We start from the raw sequence: 16,631 nt of genomic DNA, 5'->3' as shown, positions 1-16,631 counted from the left end.
ATTATGATAAAATAACCTTATGAGTAAAATGTATTTCGATGTAAACCCAGATGCAGCCCATGATATTCATGATCTGGCTGTTGTTTTATTGGGACAAAAGATGAATTTTTATACGGACGCCGGCGTCTTTAGTAAAAAAATGATTGACTATGGAAGCCAGGTGCTCTTATCAACCCTGGATTTTCAAGAAGGGGAAAGTGTCCTCGATGTTGGCTGTGGCTATGGTCCAATTGGCCTCTCTCTAGCTAAAGCCCAGGGAGTCGCCGTGACCATGGTCGATGTCAATGAGAGGGCACTAGACTTGGCTAAGAAAAATGCTAGCCGAAACGGCGTGGAAGTTCAGATCTTTTCTTCGGATGTCTATGAAGCAGTCGAAGGGGTCTTTGACCATGTAATCAGTAATCCGCCGATCCGAGCTGGTAAGAAAGTGGTCCACCAAGTGATCACCGGTAGTTTTGAACATTTGAAACCAGGTGGAGACTTGACCATTGTCATTCAGAAAAAACAAGGAGCTCCGAGCGCTAAGGCCAAGATGGAAGAGACGTTTGGCAATTGTGAGACAGTAAAAAAAGACAAAGGCTATTATATTTTAAGAAGTGAGAAAGAATCATGAGAGCAGTAGATATCATTCAGAAAAAAAGAGATGGTCTTGCCTTAAACAAGGAAGAAATTGAATGGCTGATTGAGGGCTATGTGGCTGGAACAGTTCCGGATTACCAAATGTCAGCTTTTGCTATGGCTGTTTATTTTAAGGGGATGACGACAGAAGAAATCTCTCATATGACCATGAAGATGGTCCAAACGGGGCAACAGTTTGATCTGTCAGCTATTCCAGGTATCAAGGTGGACAAACATTCGACTGGTGGTGTCGGAGACAAGGTGACCTTGGTCTTGGTGCCTTTGGTTGCAAGTTTCGGAGTGCCGGTTGCCAAAATGAGCGGTCGTGGCTTAGGCCACACGGGTGGAACCATCGATAAGTTGGAATCCATTAAGGGTTTCCAGATTGAACGGACCCAAGAGGAATTTATCCAGCAGGTGCAGGAGATCGGCTTATCGGTCATTGGTCAATCCGACCAACTTGTAAAAGCAGACAAACTTTTGTATGCTCTGCGTGATGTGACAGCGACAGTGGATACCATTCCTTTGATTGCTAGCTCCGTTATGAGTAAGAAAATCGCTGCTGGAGCGGATGCTATTCTTTTGGACGTGACGGTAGGCGAGGGTGCCTTCATGAAGAATATTGAGGATGCTCGTCGCTTAGCACGTACCATGGTGGATCTTGGAAATGCAGTGGGTCGGAAAACCATCGCTGTCATTACAGATATGAGCCAACCATTGGGAACCAGTATTGGCAATCGTTTAGAGATTTTGGAAGCCCTGGATATTCTGAAAGGACAGGGGCGCGCTGAAGTCACTGAGTTTATTTGTGAATTAGCGCAAATCATGTTGAAATTGGCCAATGTAGATCAATCGATTGAAGCCATCCTTGAACACTTGACCAATGGTCAAGCTTTAGCGAAGTTTGAAGAAATGGTGGTGGCTCAAGGTGGAGACTTAGAAGATTTGCATCGTCCCGTTAAAGTGGATCAGGTCCTTGAAGTAACAGCGGACCAAGATGGCGTCATTGCTGCTTTACCTGCCATGGAGTTTGGTTTGTTTGCTATGCGCCTGGGTGCTGGTCGTGCTGTCAAATCGGATCCCCTCGATTATGAAACAGGGATTGTGTTTGACAAAAAAGTGGGAGAGCACGTCAAAAAAGGGGAACGCATTGCTCGCATTTTCATGAATGAAAAAAATTCACAAGAAAGAGTTACAGAATTCAAAAAAAATGTTAAAATACTAGAAAGGGCTGAAAGCGTTAAAGAAATTATTGAAATAATATCTTAAGCAGCTCAGGAGATTGTATGAAGTTAAATAAATATATCGATCACACTCTTTTAAAACCAGATGCGCAACAAGAACAGATCGAAAAGCTGATCGAAGAAGCCAAGGCTTATGATTTTGCGAGTGTCTGTGTGAACCCGACATGGGTGAATTTTGCGGCTGAGGGCTTGCGCGATTCAGACGTTAAAGTTTGTACCGTCATTGGTTTTCCTTTAGGAGCAAATACACCATTTGTCAAAGCGTGTGAAACAAAAAATGCGATTCAAAATGGTGCCGATGAGATTGACATGGTCATTAATATCGGGGCTCTTAAGTCTAAGAATTTAGCACTAGTTGAGGAAGATATCCAAGCGGTAGTCGAAGCGAGCGGTGATAAGCTGGTCAAAGTCATCATTGAGACTTGTCTCTTAACCGATGATGAAAAGATCGTTGCTTGTCAAATTGCTAAGTTAGCTGGCGCAGACTTTGTGAAGACTTCAACTGGCTTCTCAACTGGAGGAGCAACGGTAGAAGATGTGGCCTTAATGCGTCAAACTGTTGGACCCGACATGGGTGTTAAGGCTTCTGGTGGTGCTCGCTCTTATGAAGATGCTCTTGCTTTTATCGAAGCTGGTGCGACCCGTATTGGGACTTCTTCTGGTGTAGCCATCATGGAAGGAAAGGTGGCTCATGGCGACTACTGAGTTGATTGACTTAGCAGTTGAAGTGAGTAAACAAGCCTATGTGCCTTACTCTCATTTCCCAATTGGAGCTGTACTGCTAACGAAGGATGGAGAAATCTATACAGGGGTCAATATAGAAAATGCCAGTTTTGGTTTAACCAACTGTGGAGAACGGACAGCCATTTTTAAAGCTGTTTCTGAAGGAGCTCGTGAGTTTCAAGAGCTCATTATCTACGGGCAAACAGAAAAGCCCATCTCTCCATGTGGTGCTTGTCGCCAGGTCATGGCTGAATTTTTTGAGCCAGACCTTCCTGTAACCTTAGTATCTAAAGATAAATCGACGGTCGTGATGACGGTCAAGGAATTACTTCCATATTCCTTTACAGACTTGACTTAATGGGTCTGTGAGGCGGTCTTTTGACCCTTTCAATACTTCGCAACAATGTTGCACAATAATTTAGGAGGTTCAGTAATGAACAAGAAACAATGGCTAGGCCTTGGTCTAGTAACTGTCGCTGCTATCGGACTTGCAGCATGTGGAAATCGTGCGTCTAAAAAAGATAGCGCTAACTCAGAATCTAAAACAGATTTGAAAGCTGCTATCATTACCGATACTGGTGGTGTGGATGACAAATCATTCAACCAATCTGCTTGGGAAGGTTTGCAAGCTTGGGGTAAAGAAAACGGTCTTTCTAAAGGGAACGGATTTGACTACTTCCAATCAACAGATGAATCTCAATATGCGACAAACCTTGATGAAGCTGTTTCTAACGACTACAAATTGATCTTTGGTGTTGGTTTTGCCTTGAGCGACTCTGTTAAAAAAGCTGCAAAAGACAACCAAGATGTGAACTATGTCATCATCGATGACCGTATTGAAGGACAAAAGAACGTAGCATCTGCTGTTTATGCCGATAACGAAGCTGGTTACCTTGCTGGTATCGCTGCTGCAAAAACTACAAAAACTAAACAAGTTGGTTTTGTAGGTGGTATGGAAAGTGAAGTTATCACTCGTTTCCGCGCTGGATTTGAAGCTGGTGTTAAATCTGTTGACCCATCTATCAAAGTTCAAGTAGACTACGCTGGTTCGTTCGGTGACTCTGCTAAAGGTAAAACAATTGCTGCTGCACAATACGCTGCAGGTGCAGACGTTATCTACCAAGTAGCTGGTGGTACTGGTGCAGGTGTCTTCTCTGAAGCTAAAGACTTGAACGAGAAGAAAAATGAAGACGAAAAAGTTTGGGTTCTTGGTGTTGACCGTGACCAAAAAGCTGAAGGTGAATACACTTCTAAAGATGGTAAAAAATCTAACTTTGTATTGGCTTCAAGCTTGAAGAAAGTCGGAGAATCTGTAAAAGACTTGGCTAAGAAAACTGCTGACGGTAAATTCCCTGGCGGTAAAGTGATTACTTATAGCTTGAAAGATGGTGGAGTTGATTTGACAACTGACAACCTTTCTGCAGATGCTAAAAAAGCAGTCGAAGATGCTAAAGCTAAAATCCTTGACGGGTCTCTTAAAGTTCCTGAAAAATAATATTTGATTGGATCGGCCCGACCTTCAAGGGCCGTTCCTTTTAATAAATTGAGACATTTTTGTCTCAGTAAAATCTATTAGCAACCCTAGTAGATTTTATTGAAATAAAAATAGATTTGAAAGGAAACACCCCCATGACACATGAATATGTCATCGAAATGCGTGAGATTACCAAAAAATTTGGTGACTTTGTAGCAAATGACAAGATTAATCTTCAGTTGCGCAAAGGTGAAATCCATGCACTTCTTGGAGAAAATGGTGCAGGGAAATCTACCCTGATGAATATGCTGGCTGGTTTGTTGGAACCAACTGGCGGAGACATCGTGGTAAATGGAAAAACTGTTAACCTAGACTCACCTTCAAAAGCAGCTTCTTTAGGAATTGGAATGGTGCACCAACACTTTATGTTGGTTGAAGCCTTCACTGTTGCTGAAAATATCATCCTTGGGTCTGAAACCACTAAACATGGTATTTTGGATCTTAAGAAAGCCAGTCAAGATATCCTTGATTTGTCTAAAAAATATGGCTTAGCAGTGGATCCAAATGCTAAAGTTGAGGATATTTCCGTCGGTGCGCAGCAACGTGTGGAAATCTTAAAGACGCTTTATCGTGGAGCCGACATCCTAATCTTCGATGAACCTACTGCAGTGTTGACACCAGCTGAAATCGAAGAATTGATGACAATCATGAAGAACTTGGCAAATGAAGGAAAATCCATTATCTTGATTACGCACAAGTTGGATGAAATCCGTGCTGTTTCTGACCGCGTCACAGTTATCCGTCGTGGTAAATCAATTGAGACAGTCGAGATTGGTGGAGCTACCAACCAAGACTTGGCCGAAATGATGGTCGGTCGTTCTGTTTCCTTTAAAACGGAGAAAGGTCCTTCTCAACCGAAAGAAGTCGTCTTGTCGATCGAAAACTTGGTTGTAAACGAAAACCGGGGAGTCCCAGCTGTTAAGAATTTGTCAATGGAACTTCGTGCTGGTGAAGTCGTCGGGATTGCAGGGATTGACGGAAATGGTCAGTCTGAGTTGATCCAAGCGATTACAGGACTACGGAAGGTAAAATCCGGTTCAATCAAGATTAAAGGCAAGGACGTTGTGGGACTTCGTCCACGTCAAATCACAGAAATGAAAGTAGGGCACGTCCCTGAAGACCGTCACCGGGATGGATTAGTCCTTGATATGATGATCTCTGAAAATATTGCCCTTCAAACCTATTATAAAGAACCTCTTAGCAAGAATGGTATTTTGAATTATCCAAATATTACCTCTTATGCTAAGAAGTTGATGGAAGAGTTTGACGTTCGTGCAGCCAGTGAAGTGGTACCTGCTAAGGCTCTCTCTGGAGGGAACCAGCAAAAAGCCATTATCGCTCGCGAAATCGATCGTGATCCGGATCTCTTGATCGTTAGCCAGCCGACTCGTGGATTGGACGTTGGAGCGATCGAATATATTCACAAACGTTTGATTCAAGAACGGGATAATGGAAAAGCTGTTCTGGTTGTCAGCTTTGAATTAGATGAAATTTTGAATGTTTCTGACCGTATTGCGGTTATTCATGATGGGAAGATCCAAGGGATCGTAACCCCTGAAACAACGAATAAGCAAGAACTTGGAATCCTCATGGCAGGTGGACAAGTAAAGGAGGGAGCATCAAATGAATAAGAATTTAAAACAAATTGCCGTTCCATTGGTGTCTGTCCTTTTAGGATTGGTCTTGGGTGCCATTATTATGTGGGCCTTCAGCTATGATGCCCTTTGGGGATATGAATTGCTGTTTAAAAAAGCCTTTGGTTCGATTAAGAGTTGGGGAAATATTTCCCGTGCTATGGGGCCACTGATTTTAGTTGCTCTTGGGTTTTCAGTAGCCAGCCGGGCCGGCTTCTTTAACGTTGGACTTCCTGGTCAGGCTTTTGCAGGATGGATCATGGCGACTTGGTTTGCCCTTTCCTTCCCAAATATGCCTCGCTTACTGATGATTCCGATGACCGTTTTGATTGCGGCTATTGCAGGTGGATTTATTGGAGCGATTCCTGGTTTCCTTCGTGCCTATCTCGGAACCAGTGAGGTCATTATCACCATTATGATGAACTACATTGTTCTCTATGGTGGGAATGCCTTGATTCATAGCTTCCCAGCTTCCTTGATGAAAAACAAGGACTCAACCATTGATGTGGGAGCCAACGCTGTCTACCAAACGGAGTGGTTGCGTAATTTGACAGACAAATCACAAATGAACATCGGGATCTTCTTTGCCATCATCGCAGTGGTGGTCATCTGGTTCTTGATGAAGAAAACAACACTTGGTTTTGAAATCCGTGCCGTTGGTCTCAATTCGAATGCGGCAGAATACGCTGGGATGTCTGCAAAACGGACCATTATCCTTTCTATGATCATTTCTGGTGCTCTTGCTGGTATTGGTGGGGTAGCAGAAGGTCTGGGTATTTACTCAAATGTCTACGTTCAAACCAGCTCGATGAGTGTTGGATTTAACGGAATGGCCGTAGCCCTTCTTGCGATGAATTCACCAATTGGTATTCCATTTGCTGCCTTCTTGTTTGGTGCACTTCAAATTGGGGGAGTTGGTATGAAGCCAGCTGCAATCCCTGAAGAAGTCGTTCAAATTGTGACAGCATCTATTATCTTCTTCGTATGTGCCCACTACATTATTGAAAAGATGATCTCGATGCGTTCAGCTAAAAAAGGAGGAGCAAACTAATGAGTATTGTAACGATTTTAAGTATTCTTGTTTCCTCTATGATTGTGTATGCAGCGCCGCTGATCTTCACAAGTATCGGAGGAGCATACTCAGAACACGCTGGGGTTGTTAACGTTGGTCTGGAAGGAATCATGGTTATGGGAGCCTTCTCAGGTATTATCTTTAACTTGACTTTTGAGCCTGAGTTAGGAAGTTTGACACCATGGTTGTCCTTGATCGTTGCTGCAGGGATTGGAGTACTCTTCTCCTTGATTCACGCGGTGGCAACCATTCATTTCCGTGCTGACCATATCGTCTCAGGTACAGTATTGAACTTGATGGCACCACCACTTGCGGTCTTCCTTGTTAAAGCGATGTATAACAAGGGACAAACTGATAATATCAAAGTTGCCTTTGGGAAAACATCGATTCCGGTCTTATCTAAAATTCCGGTCATTGGGGATATTTTCTTCAACAATGCCAGCATCATTGGTTGGGTTGCGATTCTATTTTCATTCTTTGCTTGGTTTATCATGTTCAAGACGAAGTTTGGATTGCGTCTTCGTTCAGTTGGGGAACACCCACAAGCAGCAGATACATTGGGAATCAATGTATATAGAATGCGCTACTTAGGAGTGATGATCTCTGGTGCCCTAGCAGGAATCGGAGGAGCCATTTACGCTCAGTCAGTTTCTGTTAACTTCGCCGTGACGACTATTGTAGGTCCTGGATTTATCGCCCTTGCGGCTATGATTTTCGGGAAATGGAACCCAATCGGGGCCATGCTTGCTAGTCTCTTCTTTGGAGCTTCTCAAAGTTTGGCTGTTATCGGGAATCAATTGCCTTTGCTTAAAGGGATCCCATCCATCTACTTGCAAATTGCGCCTTACGTTTTGACCATGGTTGTCTTGGCAGCCTTCTTCGGACAAGCAGTTGCGCCAAAAGCAGATGGTGTTAACTACATTAAATCGAAATAATGCACAGAGAGAGGTTGGGACAAAAGTCCTAGCCTCTCAATTGTTTTTGGATTGTCGAGTAAGACGCAGTGGTTGAGTGGGCTCTACTACGCTGATTTCATCAGCTTTTACAGCCCTACTCAACTGTGCGGAGGTGGGACGACGAAATCGAATTCTAACGAATTACCGATTTCTGTCCCACGCTCTCTTTTGCTTTGTAAAGGCCCCTCTTAGTCGCAATTTCTTTAGATTTAGGGTACAATAAGAATACAACTTTTCACGTATTGGAGGAGCAGATGTTTAAGTGGATGAAACGCCTGATTGGCATGGTGATCGTTTTATTTATTTTATTAGTGATCTTGTTGGTTCCTGGATCTATCCCTGAAGGAGAGCAACTGAGAAATGTGCAGGCAGGGAGTTCTTTGATTGAGTTGGCTCAAAATGCTGTTTCAAATGCCTCTGTGAGCACTGAAGGGCTCTCAACTGAGCTAAGTCTCAATTCAGTGCAATTGAGTCAGGTCGTAAAAACAAGTGCTGGATCCGCCCTTGACAATTCTGACTATCAAAAGATGGCATTAGGAATGGATGGCAATGACCTTCATGTCAAAGTTCCTGTATCATTAGGGCCAATCGATAGCTATCTAGATTTAACCATGACCGGTCAAGTTGAAAACAATGTCATGAATTTGACCGTGACCGGTGCTAAATTAGGGAAAATGCCCATTCCAAAATTCTTGGTTCTCAACTATTTGAAGGATCAATCCAATCAAAATGGAGGCGGCTTCACAGTGAATGGTGATCAAATCACCCTTGATATCCCTCAAGCAGGCTATAGCATCTCAAAAGCGCGAGTAGAAAATGGCAATGCCAAGGTGACGGTTAGTATCTCCTTATTTTAAGACTATGAAAATGGAGTTGTCATGCTTATCTTTGAATTTTGTGCAGAGAATTTAACGTTTATTGATAAGGCGATTGCTGCTGGGGCAGGTCGCATTGAACTGTGCGACAACCTGGCAGTAGGCGGGACCACACCGAGTATAGGTGTGGTCAATGAAGCAATCAAACTGACAAGAGCGAAGTCTGTGGATCTATGTGTGATCATTCGGCCCCGTGGTGGCGATTTTGTCTACACTGAGCTGGAAGTCGAAGCTATGCTAGCGGATATTCGGGCTGCGAAAGAAATAGGGGTTACTTGTTTTGTGCTGGGTGCGCTGACGAGCGATCGAAAGTTGGACCAGAGGATCATGCAGCTTTTACTAGCAGCCTGTGGAGAGGCAGAGGTGGTCTTTCATATGGCCTTTGATGAGTTAGCTCATACAGATCAGCTAGAAGCGATTGAGTGGCTTTCTGATCAGGGTGTGGCCCGTATTTTAACACGAGCTGGAAGTCCAGGTGACCCACTAGAGCAACGTTTTGCACACTATCATCGTTTATTAGATGCGGCTAATGGAAAGATTCAGATCCTGCCAGGTGGAGGTGTGACCCTTGACAATCGTCAGCTCTTTTTGGAGCAATTGGGCGTTTGTCAACTGCATGGCACGCGCATCGTGTTTTAAAAAAGAAACGATCACTGCTTGAAGTAGTTTTGAAGATCCGTTATCAAGGTTGGGGACGTTGTTTCCAGCCTCTTCTAGTGCAAAAATGAATAAGGGAGAGAAAATGTTTTTAGAGCATTATTTTGACCGCTACACCTTTCAGCCAGAAAAGGGATTGGCTTTTGGATTTGAAAAGAGAGAAGCAGGTTATGAGTACCAGTGCCCCGTCTTATCGGACACTTTTCTCTTAAAGGTCCGTGTCTGCGACCGGAAGATTTCTTTTCAGGTCTATGATCAGGATACAGGGGACGAGTATATCCAGATCCATCAGGAACAGCTACAAGGAAATTTTGTTGGCCAAGTCAGGGAAGCCTGTCATGAAAGTCTTGCAAGAATCCGCCAAGCTTGTTTTGAGGTAGAAGAATTTCTCTATCCTCAAGCCAAGCGTCTCATGGCCTATATCTCCCTGCACTATCAGGGAACGATTGAGTATTTGTGGGAGAGATCTCCGGAATCCGGTGCTATTCGACACCGAGACACCCTTAAGTGGTATGGTGTCTTTATGACCATTGATTGGAAAAAACTGGATGCTGGCAAGTCTGGGAAAATAGAAGTCTTAAATGTCAAGTCTGACCAAGTAGCCCATTTCATCCAGCAGAAAGGGATTTATCCAGCTTTTCATATGAATAAAAAATATTGGGTGAGTATCCCCTTAGATGGAACAATTGCTGATGAGGAGTTGTTTGTTCTGGTGGATAGTAGCTGGCAACTCACCAAAAAGGGGAAATAAGATGAATCTGTTGAGGAAATTATCTTGGTTTTTTAATTTAGAGAAGAAGCGATACTTGATCGGGATAGGTTCCTTGATCTTGGTTAGTTTTTTAAACCTCATTCCTCCAAGAATCATGGGACTTGTGATCGATTTGATCGATAAAAGAAAGCTGACACTGGGGCAGTTAGTTATGGATATTGCCCTTTTGGTCCTCTCAGCTCTAGCCATGTATGGCCTTCGTTTTGTTTGGAGACGCTATATTTTTGGGACGGCCAATAAGTTGGCTCGGATCTTGCGTTACCGTTTGTTTCAGCAATTTACGCTCATGTCTCCGTCTTTTTATCAGCGTTATCGGACAGGTGATCTCATGGCCCATGCTACTAATGATATTAATGCGGTAACCATGTTTGCTGGTGGCGGGGTTATGTCTGCAGTGGATGCTTCTGTGACCGCCTTGGTGACCCTAGTCAGCATGTTTTTCATGATTGATTGGCGCTTAACCCTCTTAGCTATTTTGCCTCTACCGGTTATGGTGGTAGTGACTTCCGCCATTGGACGCAAAAACCACAAAGCCTTCAAAGAGGCCCAAGAAGGCTTCTCAGAGCTGAACAACTTTGTTCAGGAATCAGTATCAGGGGTTAAGGTGACCAAATCCTTTGGCTTTCAGGCAGATGAGATTCAGGCTTTTGAAAAGACCAATCAAATGGTCTTTTCAAAGAATATGACTTCAGCCGGTTACAATGCTTTGTTTGATCCGACCACTCTTCTTTTTGTCGGTCTTTCCTATGTTTTGACGCTCTACTTCGGGGGGCTATTTGTTCAGGAAGGAAGCCTGACGGTTGGACAAATCGTAACCTTTATTACCTATCTAAATATGCTCGTCTGGCCCCTTCAAGCTATGGGCTTCTTGTTTAATATTAGTCAGCGTGCTAGCGTCTCCTATGATCGGATTGAGACACTTTTAGCAGAAATACCTGATATCCAAGATCCAAGTCAACCAGTCACAGACATCCAAAACGGCGATCTGGCATATGACATTAAAGAATTCGCCTATGAGAAAGAGCCTGTCCTTAAAAAGGTAGCCTTTCATTTAGAAAAAGGGCAAACCCTTGGGATTGTGGGTCCAACTGGATCTGGAAAGACCACCTTGTTGCGTCTCTTGCTTAGAGAGCACGACTTGGAGCAGGGAGATATCTTGCTCAATGGGATCTCTATTAAAGACTATCGCTTGGAAGATCTTCGAAGCCTGATCGGCTATGTCCCTCAAGATCAGATCCTCTTTGCCATGACCATTCGCGAGAATGTCGCTTTTTCAGATCCACAGATCAAGGAAGAAGAGGTGATGAAGGCTCTGAGAACTTGTGGAGTCTATGAGGATATTCTGGCCATGCCAGACCAGATGGAGACAGTGCTGGGAGAGCGAGGGGTCTCTCTTTCTGGCGGGCAAAAGCAACGGATTGCCATGAGTCGTGCTTTGGTCATGAATCCTGAGATCTTGATCTTGGATGATTCCCTGTCTGCAGTAGATGCTAAAACGGAGCACCAGATCATTGAAAATATGAAGCAGGAACGCAAGGGGAAAACAACGATCATCACAGCCCATCGCCTATCAGCGATCGTTCATGCGGATTTGATTCTGGTAATGGAGAATGGACAGATCAAGGAGCGCGGAAATCACGAGGAATTAATGGCTCAAAAAGGTTGGTACTATGAAACCTATCAAGCCCAACAATTATCAGAAGAAATGGAGGGAAAGCTGAATGAAAACATCTGAAGCTCATGTTATGAAGCGGCTCTTGACTTACATGTGGCGTTATAAATGGTTAACAGCCCTAGCCTTAGCCTTTACCTTCCTGACTAGTCTGTTATTGACAGCGATCCCTCTTGCAGCTCGCTGGTATATTGACCACCTAGTGGATCCAACAAAAGCCGGCTCTCCAGTCATGACAGCTTTTCAGTTTCTCATTCTCTACTATGGGTTATTCATTGGGCGTGTGCTGGCAACTTACCTGAGCCAGTTAACCTTTGCGCGTGTATCCAATTCCATCGTAAGAGATATCCGTCTAGATATTTTCAAAAATCTTCAAAGACTGGGTATGTCCTTTTATGACCAGACAGCAGCAGGTTCGATTGTTTCGCGTGTGACCAATGATACACAGGCAGTCGCAGATATGTTTTCTACGGTCTTTTCAAGCCTGGTTTCATCCTTTTTACTTTTTATAGTCACTCTTGTAACCATGTTTAGCTTGGACTGGCATTTGACCATTTGGATCCTGCCTTTTCTTCCCATCATTTGGTTTTCCATCCGTCTCTATCGCAAGTTATCCAATCGCTTGGTCAAGATGACCCGACAAAAATTATCAGATATCAATGTGAAATTATCGGAATCTATTGAAGGGATGCGGATCGTGCAGGCCTTTCGTCAAGAAAAGCGCTTGACGGATGAATTCGAACAGATTAATGGGGAACATTTGGATTACGCCAACCGATCTGTAGATGTCAATTCCCTCTTTTTGAGGCCAGCAATGACCCTGTTACAGGTTCTGGCTTATGCGGTTATTCTAACCTTTTTCGGCCTAAATTGGCAGTCCTCAGGCTTTACAGCCGGTCTTATCTATGCCTTTATCCAGTATGTTAGCCAGCTTTTCCAGCCCTTGATTGATGTTACGCAGAACTTTGCTACCTTGCAGACCTCAACCATTTCTGCAGGTCGTGTCTTTGAGATGATGGATCGAGACGACTACGAGCCCAAGCAAGCTGGTAGCCTGAAAGAAATTGAGCGGGGAGATATTCGTTTTGAGCATGTATCTTTTTCTTATGATGGCAAACGGGATGTTCTAAAAGATATCTCCTTTGAGGTCAAAAATGGACAAACCATCGCTTTTGTTGGTCATACTGGTTCTGGTAAATCCTCTATTATCAATCTCTTCATGCGATTTTATGAATTTGATCGTGGCCAGATCTTGATTGATGGACAGGATATCAAGGACTACAGCCAGGAAGCCTTGCGTAAGTTCATCGGTTTAGTGTTGCAGGAACCCTTCCTCTATCATGGAACCATTGCTTCTAATATCCGGATGTACCATGAAGAACTGACAGATGAGGAAATCCGACAAGCAGCTGCATTTGTGGATGTGGCAGACTTTATTGAGAGTCTACCTGGTGGTTATGATCATTCGGTAACAGAGCGGGGTTCTACCTTATCGACTGGTCAGCGTCAGCTTCTGGCTTTTGCCCGGACCATTGCTGCCCAGCCTAAGATCCTCATTTTGGATGAGGCCACTGCCAATATCGACCAAGAGACGGAAGAGATGATCCAAAATTCTCTGAAGAAGATGCGCCAAGGGCGGACAACCATTGCCATTGCCCATCGCCTTTCTACCATCCAAGATGCCGATTGCATCTATGTTCTCGATAAAGGAAAAATCATCGAATCGGGCAATCACGATCAACTCATTGCTCTAGGAGGAACGTATAAGAAAATGTATGACCTCCAGGCTGGTATGATGAAATAAGGAAAACAAGGAGAGTGGGACAGAAATCGGTAATTTGTTAGAATTCGATTTCGTCGTCCCACCTCCGCACAGTTGAGTAGGGCTGTAAAAGCTGATGAAATCAGCGTAGTAGAGCCCACTCAACCACTGCGTCTTGCTCGACAATCCAAAAACAATTGAAAGGCTAGGACTTTTGTCCCAGCCTCTTGTTTTTCTTACTTGAAAGCTGTAAAATAAAGAAAAGAAAAGAAAAGAAAAAGGGAGCATACACCATGTCAAACGATCTGATCCTGATGGGAGTTGTCATTGTCTTATTTGGACTTTATTTCACTCTTCAAGTTGAGCTCAATAAAGTCAGAAATCAATTCACTCACTATCTTCTTAAACCAGGTAGCATCTCCAAGGAACAAAGAGAGAAGTACCTCAAAGAACCAGAGATGGAAGCGATTCGCCTAATTCGCCTCGATTATCGGATCGGCCTTCAAAATGCTAAACTTATCTATGAGCAATTAAAGAAATAAGAAAGACCCTCGTATAGTCTATATGAGGGTTTCTCTTTCAAAAAAAGGCGTAAGCTTTGGTAAAACAGTGGCCACATCTGCAGATTTGATCTTGGCGAGTTGATAAGGACAAGTAGTAATGTAAGCTGCTTCAAAGAAATCAAGCGGGAGTCCACTGTGTTTTAAGGCAGCAAGGGATTGAACTTGACTGAGTTCTAGAAGGATCCCATCGTGGGTCAGGGTCAGATGAGGGAGAAGAGAAGACTGATCCATCAAGGTATTCAATCTTTCTTCTTCCTCTTTTTTTCTGGCTAGGAGTCGTTTTTTATTGGTCAGATACATACCGTTATCAATGTAGAGACTCAAAGCCTTTTGCATGATCAGATTACTATCATAGTCCAGAATCGTCTTATAGGTCAAGACCGGCTTAAGAAGGTCTTGGGGAAGGATCATGGAAGTGATGCGAAGAGCAGAAAAGAGATTGGTCGAAAAAGATTTGATATAGATGACTCGGTCCTTTTGATCCAAATAATGAAAAGATGGAGCATTGCTGCCATCAAGATCTCCAAGATAGTCATCCTCAACAAGGTAGACATCATATTGGTCAGCTAGTTGCAAGATCGCTTCTTTCTGCTTGGTCGAATAGCTATGACCAAGCGGATAGTGAAAACGAGGGATCGTGTAGAAGAATTTGATATGGCCACTTTTGAAAATCTCTTCAAGTTCCTCGAGATCAATCCCCGTTAAATTACGTTGAATGGTACGGTAGGCAAGTCGCTGCGAATCTAAGAGTTGGTTCATCCGATGATAAGTCGGTTGCTCGATCAAGATCTGCGATTTTTTATTGGGAAAGTCAATCTGGCTGAGGATATTGAGCGCCTGCTGGGTACCAGCAGTCAAAACAATCTGATCCGCAGTCGTATAAATACCTTCTTCCTTCAATAAGCCTTGAATCGATTGACGTACTTCGAGTAAGCCTGCTTGGTCCGAAAAGTTGTTGAAGAGATAATTCTCCCGTCCAATCAAGGTTTCATTGATACAGGTCCGGAAGTCCTCAAAAGCCTGGTTGCGGTCTTTCTCTAATTTTAGTGGAAGATCCTCATGTCGATTAGGTTCTTGCTCCAAAACATAGTAGCCACTTTGAGGCTTAGCATAGAGGAAGTGCTGGTAAGTCAAGTCCAGCAAGGCCCGTTGCACTGTGTCCTTACTACAAGAAAATTGACTAGCTAACTGGCGAACGGAGGGAATTTTCTCTCCAGTTTCCAGTTCTCCATCTTGAATGGCTTTTTTTAGTACATGAATAATTTGTTGGTATTTGCTCGTCTTCATCCTGACTGTCCCCATACAGTTTTTTTCTATTGTACAGAAAAAATCACAAAAAAACCACTCCGAAGAGTGGTGAGCGTATTACATAAAGTAAACGATGGCTAAATACTGAAGAGCAGAAGCTGCCAGGATGAAGAGGTGCCAAATCATGTGGAAGTATGGTTTTTTCTTAGCATAAAAGCCAGCTCCAACCGTGTAGCACAGACCGCCCATGAGCATGAGACCCCAGAAGATCGGATTGGTTTGGCTAACGATTTGGGGAATAATAAAGATGACCAACCAGCCCATGATCAAGTAAAGAGCGAGACTGAACTTTTCATTGACTTTTTTGGCAAAGATTTTGTAGAGAATACCAAAGATGGTGGTCCCCCATTGGATCAAGATAATGCTGTAGCCCATCCAGTTGTTCATCAAGGTGAGGACGACCGGTGTGTAACTACCTGCGATCGCAATGTAAATCATGGAATGGTCGATAATACGAAGCACATACTTTTGAGGTGAATCGTAAGACATAGCATGGTAGACGGTCGAAGACAGAAACATCAAAAAGAGGCTGATCACAAAGATAGAAGTCCCAAAAGCACTGAGGAGACCGTGTTGCTCAAAGCTATAGACTGCTGAGATCGGAAGTAAGATCAACATGAGGAGGGCGCCAACAGCATGGGTTACGCTATTGGCGATCTCTTCTCCAAAGGATAATTTTTTACTTAGTTTCATGGTGTAATTCATTAGTTTCTTCCTCCGTTTTTGCTGGTTGAATGTAAGATAGGGTTTCAAGATAAAGTTGAACCGTCTGACAGGCAGAGCGAATGATGGGAGCGATCGGCTCTTTTTGCTCATTGAGATAAGCGACAAAGCTATTATAGAGAAGATCTGAACTCGCCTGGTCCTGCAAGAAATTTAAGGTAGAAGCGATCTCCTGAATAGAAAAGACCGTTTTTAAGGTTGTAATAGCGATCAAGCGAGCCACCTGTCTACGCTGGTATTTCTTCTTATCTGGTTTTTCAACATAGCCATGTTTTACGTAATTGTTGATCATGGCAGCCGTCAAGCCCTTATCTGAAGAAGGGAGGACAGGTGCACAGGTTTTATTGACATAAAGTAGAACCTGATCGAGATAGAGGTCTAGCTCAGGTAGTTGCTCCCACGTTGGATAGGAAAAAGTAGACACGAAACCTTCACCTTTCTTTAATCTAGTTTTCATAACTAGATAATAACATTAATAAAAACTCCTGTCAAGAAAATTTGAAAAATATGGTACAATA

At 43.5% G+C, this 16,631-nt stretch carries 17 protein-coding genes; 14 read left to right on the top strand and 3 right to left on the bottom strand.

Features of this window, described 5'->3' with window-relative positions; all coding sequences use genetic code 11:
* Positions 1-19 precede the first annotated feature (19 nt).
* From PCY11_RS03665 to PCY11_RS03600, 14 genes are all read left to right on the top strand, one after another.
* A complete protein-coding gene (locus PCY11_RS03665; protein WP_049506550.1) occupies positions 20-613 on the top strand; it encodes a class I SAM-dependent methyltransferase in 594 nt (197 codons plus the stop codon).
* Positions 610-1,887, top strand: a complete 1,278-nt coding sequence (locus PCY11_RS03660; RefSeq protein WP_061590810.1) for a pyrimidine-nucleoside phosphorylase — start codon at positions 610-612, stop codon at positions 1,885-1,887. The genes PCY11_RS03665 and PCY11_RS03660 overlap by 4 nt, the downstream gene beginning before the upstream one ends.
* Positions 1,888-1,904: 17 nt before the next feature.
* Entirely contained in the window at positions 1,905-2,567 is a 663-nt protein-coding gene (gene deoC / locus PCY11_RS03655) for a deoxyribose-phosphate aldolase (RefSeq protein ID WP_003001619.1), read from the top strand.
* On the top strand, positions 2,554-2,943 hold the full coding sequence (locus PCY11_RS03650; RefSeq protein WP_031573704.1) for a cytidine deaminase: 390 nt from the start codon (positions 2,554-2,556) through the stop codon (positions 2,941-2,943). The genes deoC and PCY11_RS03650 overlap by 14 nt, the downstream gene beginning before the upstream one ends.
* A 75-nt stretch (positions 2,944-3,018) precedes the next feature.
* Positions 3,019-4,080, top strand: coding sequence for a BMP family protein (locus PCY11_RS03645; protein WP_031573707.1), 1,062 nt, complete (start codon positions 3,019-3,021; stop codon positions 4,078-4,080).
* 134 nt (positions 4,081-4,214) lie between these two features.
* Positions 4,215-5,750 carry an ABC transporter ATP-binding protein gene (locus tag PCY11_RS03640; protein WP_301362490.1) on the top strand — a complete coding sequence of 512 codons (1,536 nt, stop codon included), beginning with the start codon at positions 4,215-4,217 and terminating at the stop codon, positions 5,748-5,750.
* Positions 5,743-6,804, top strand: coding sequence for an ABC transporter permease (locus PCY11_RS03635; RefSeq protein WP_049485437.1), 1,062 nt, complete (start codon positions 5,743-5,745; stop codon positions 6,802-6,804). The genes PCY11_RS03640 and PCY11_RS03635 overlap by 8 nt, the downstream gene beginning before the upstream one ends.
* The gene (locus PCY11_RS03630) at positions 6,804-7,760 is read left to right on the top strand and encodes an ABC transporter permease (RefSeq protein ID WP_021153355.1); all 957 of its coding nucleotides are present in this window, start codon (positions 6,804-6,806) and stop codon (positions 7,758-7,760) included. The genes PCY11_RS03635 and PCY11_RS03630 overlap by 1 nt, the downstream gene beginning before the upstream one ends.
* 275 nt (positions 7,761-8,035) lie before the next feature.
* Entirely contained in the window at positions 8,036-8,638 is a 603-nt protein-coding gene (locus PCY11_RS03625) for a hypothetical protein (protein ID WP_070846521.1), read from the top strand.
* Positions 8,639-8,659: 21 nt separating this feature from the next.
* On the top strand, positions 8,660-9,295 hold the full coding sequence (locus PCY11_RS03620; protein WP_301362489.1) for a copper homeostasis protein CutC: 636 nt from the start codon (positions 8,660-8,662) through the stop codon (positions 9,293-9,295).
* Between the two features lie 103 nt (positions 9,296-9,398).
* Positions 9,399-10,064: an MmcQ/YjbR family DNA-binding protein gene (locus PCY11_RS03615; protein WP_061590729.1), complete on the top strand. Its 666-nt coding sequence runs from the start codon at positions 9,399-9,401 to the stop codon at positions 10,062-10,064.
* A 1-nt stretch (position 10,065) separates the two neighbouring features.
* Positions 10,066-11,820, top strand: a complete 1,755-nt coding sequence (locus PCY11_RS03610) for an ABC transporter ATP-binding protein (RefSeq protein ID WP_061590728.1) — start codon at positions 10,066-10,068, stop codon at positions 11,818-11,820.
* Positions 11,807-13,561 (top strand): ABC transporter ATP-binding protein, encoded by a 1,755-nt coding sequence (locus tag PCY11_RS03605; protein WP_070846513.1) that lies wholly within the window; start codon positions 11,807-11,809, stop codon positions 13,559-13,561. Before PCY11_RS03610 ends, PCY11_RS03605 begins: the two co-directional genes overlap by 14 nt.
* A gap of 251 nt (positions 13,562-13,812) precedes the next feature.
* Positions 13,813-14,061 carry a hypothetical protein gene (locus tag PCY11_RS03600; protein ID WP_003001593.1) on the top strand — a complete coding sequence of 83 codons (249 nt, stop codon included), beginning with the start codon at positions 13,813-13,815 and terminating at the stop codon, positions 14,059-14,061.
* An 18-nt stretch (positions 14,062-14,079) separates the two neighbouring features.
* Here PCY11_RS03600 and PCY11_RS03595 read toward each other — a convergent pair whose 3' ends face one another.
* From PCY11_RS03595 to PCY11_RS03585, 3 genes are all read right to left on the bottom strand, one after another.
* On the bottom strand, positions 14,080-15,384 hold the full coding sequence (locus tag PCY11_RS03595) for a PLP-dependent aminotransferase family protein (protein ID WP_049485650.1): 1,305 nt from the start codon (positions 15,382-15,384) through the stop codon (positions 14,080-14,082).
* 63 nt (positions 15,385-15,447) lie between these two features.
* Positions 15,448-16,095 (bottom strand): hemolysin III family protein, encoded by a 648-nt coding sequence (locus PCY11_RS03590; protein ID WP_003011253.1) that lies wholly within the window; start codon positions 16,093-16,095, stop codon positions 15,448-15,450.
* Positions 16,070-16,570 (bottom strand): DUF1836 domain-containing protein, encoded by a 501-nt coding sequence (locus PCY11_RS03585; protein WP_301362488.1) that lies wholly within the window; start codon positions 16,568-16,570, stop codon positions 16,070-16,072. The genes PCY11_RS03590 and PCY11_RS03585 overlap by 26 nt, the downstream gene beginning before the upstream one ends.
* Positions 16,571-16,631 lie beyond the last annotated feature (61 nt).

Source organism: Streptococcus sp. SP8 (genome assembly GCF_030440045.1).
Taxonomy (GTDB): domain Bacteria; phylum Bacillota; class Bacilli; order Lactobacillales; family Streptococcaceae; genus Streptococcus; species Streptococcus parasanguinis_I.
Note: the sequence above shows the minus strand (reverse complement) of the source record. Positions and strands in the feature narration are given on the sequence as shown.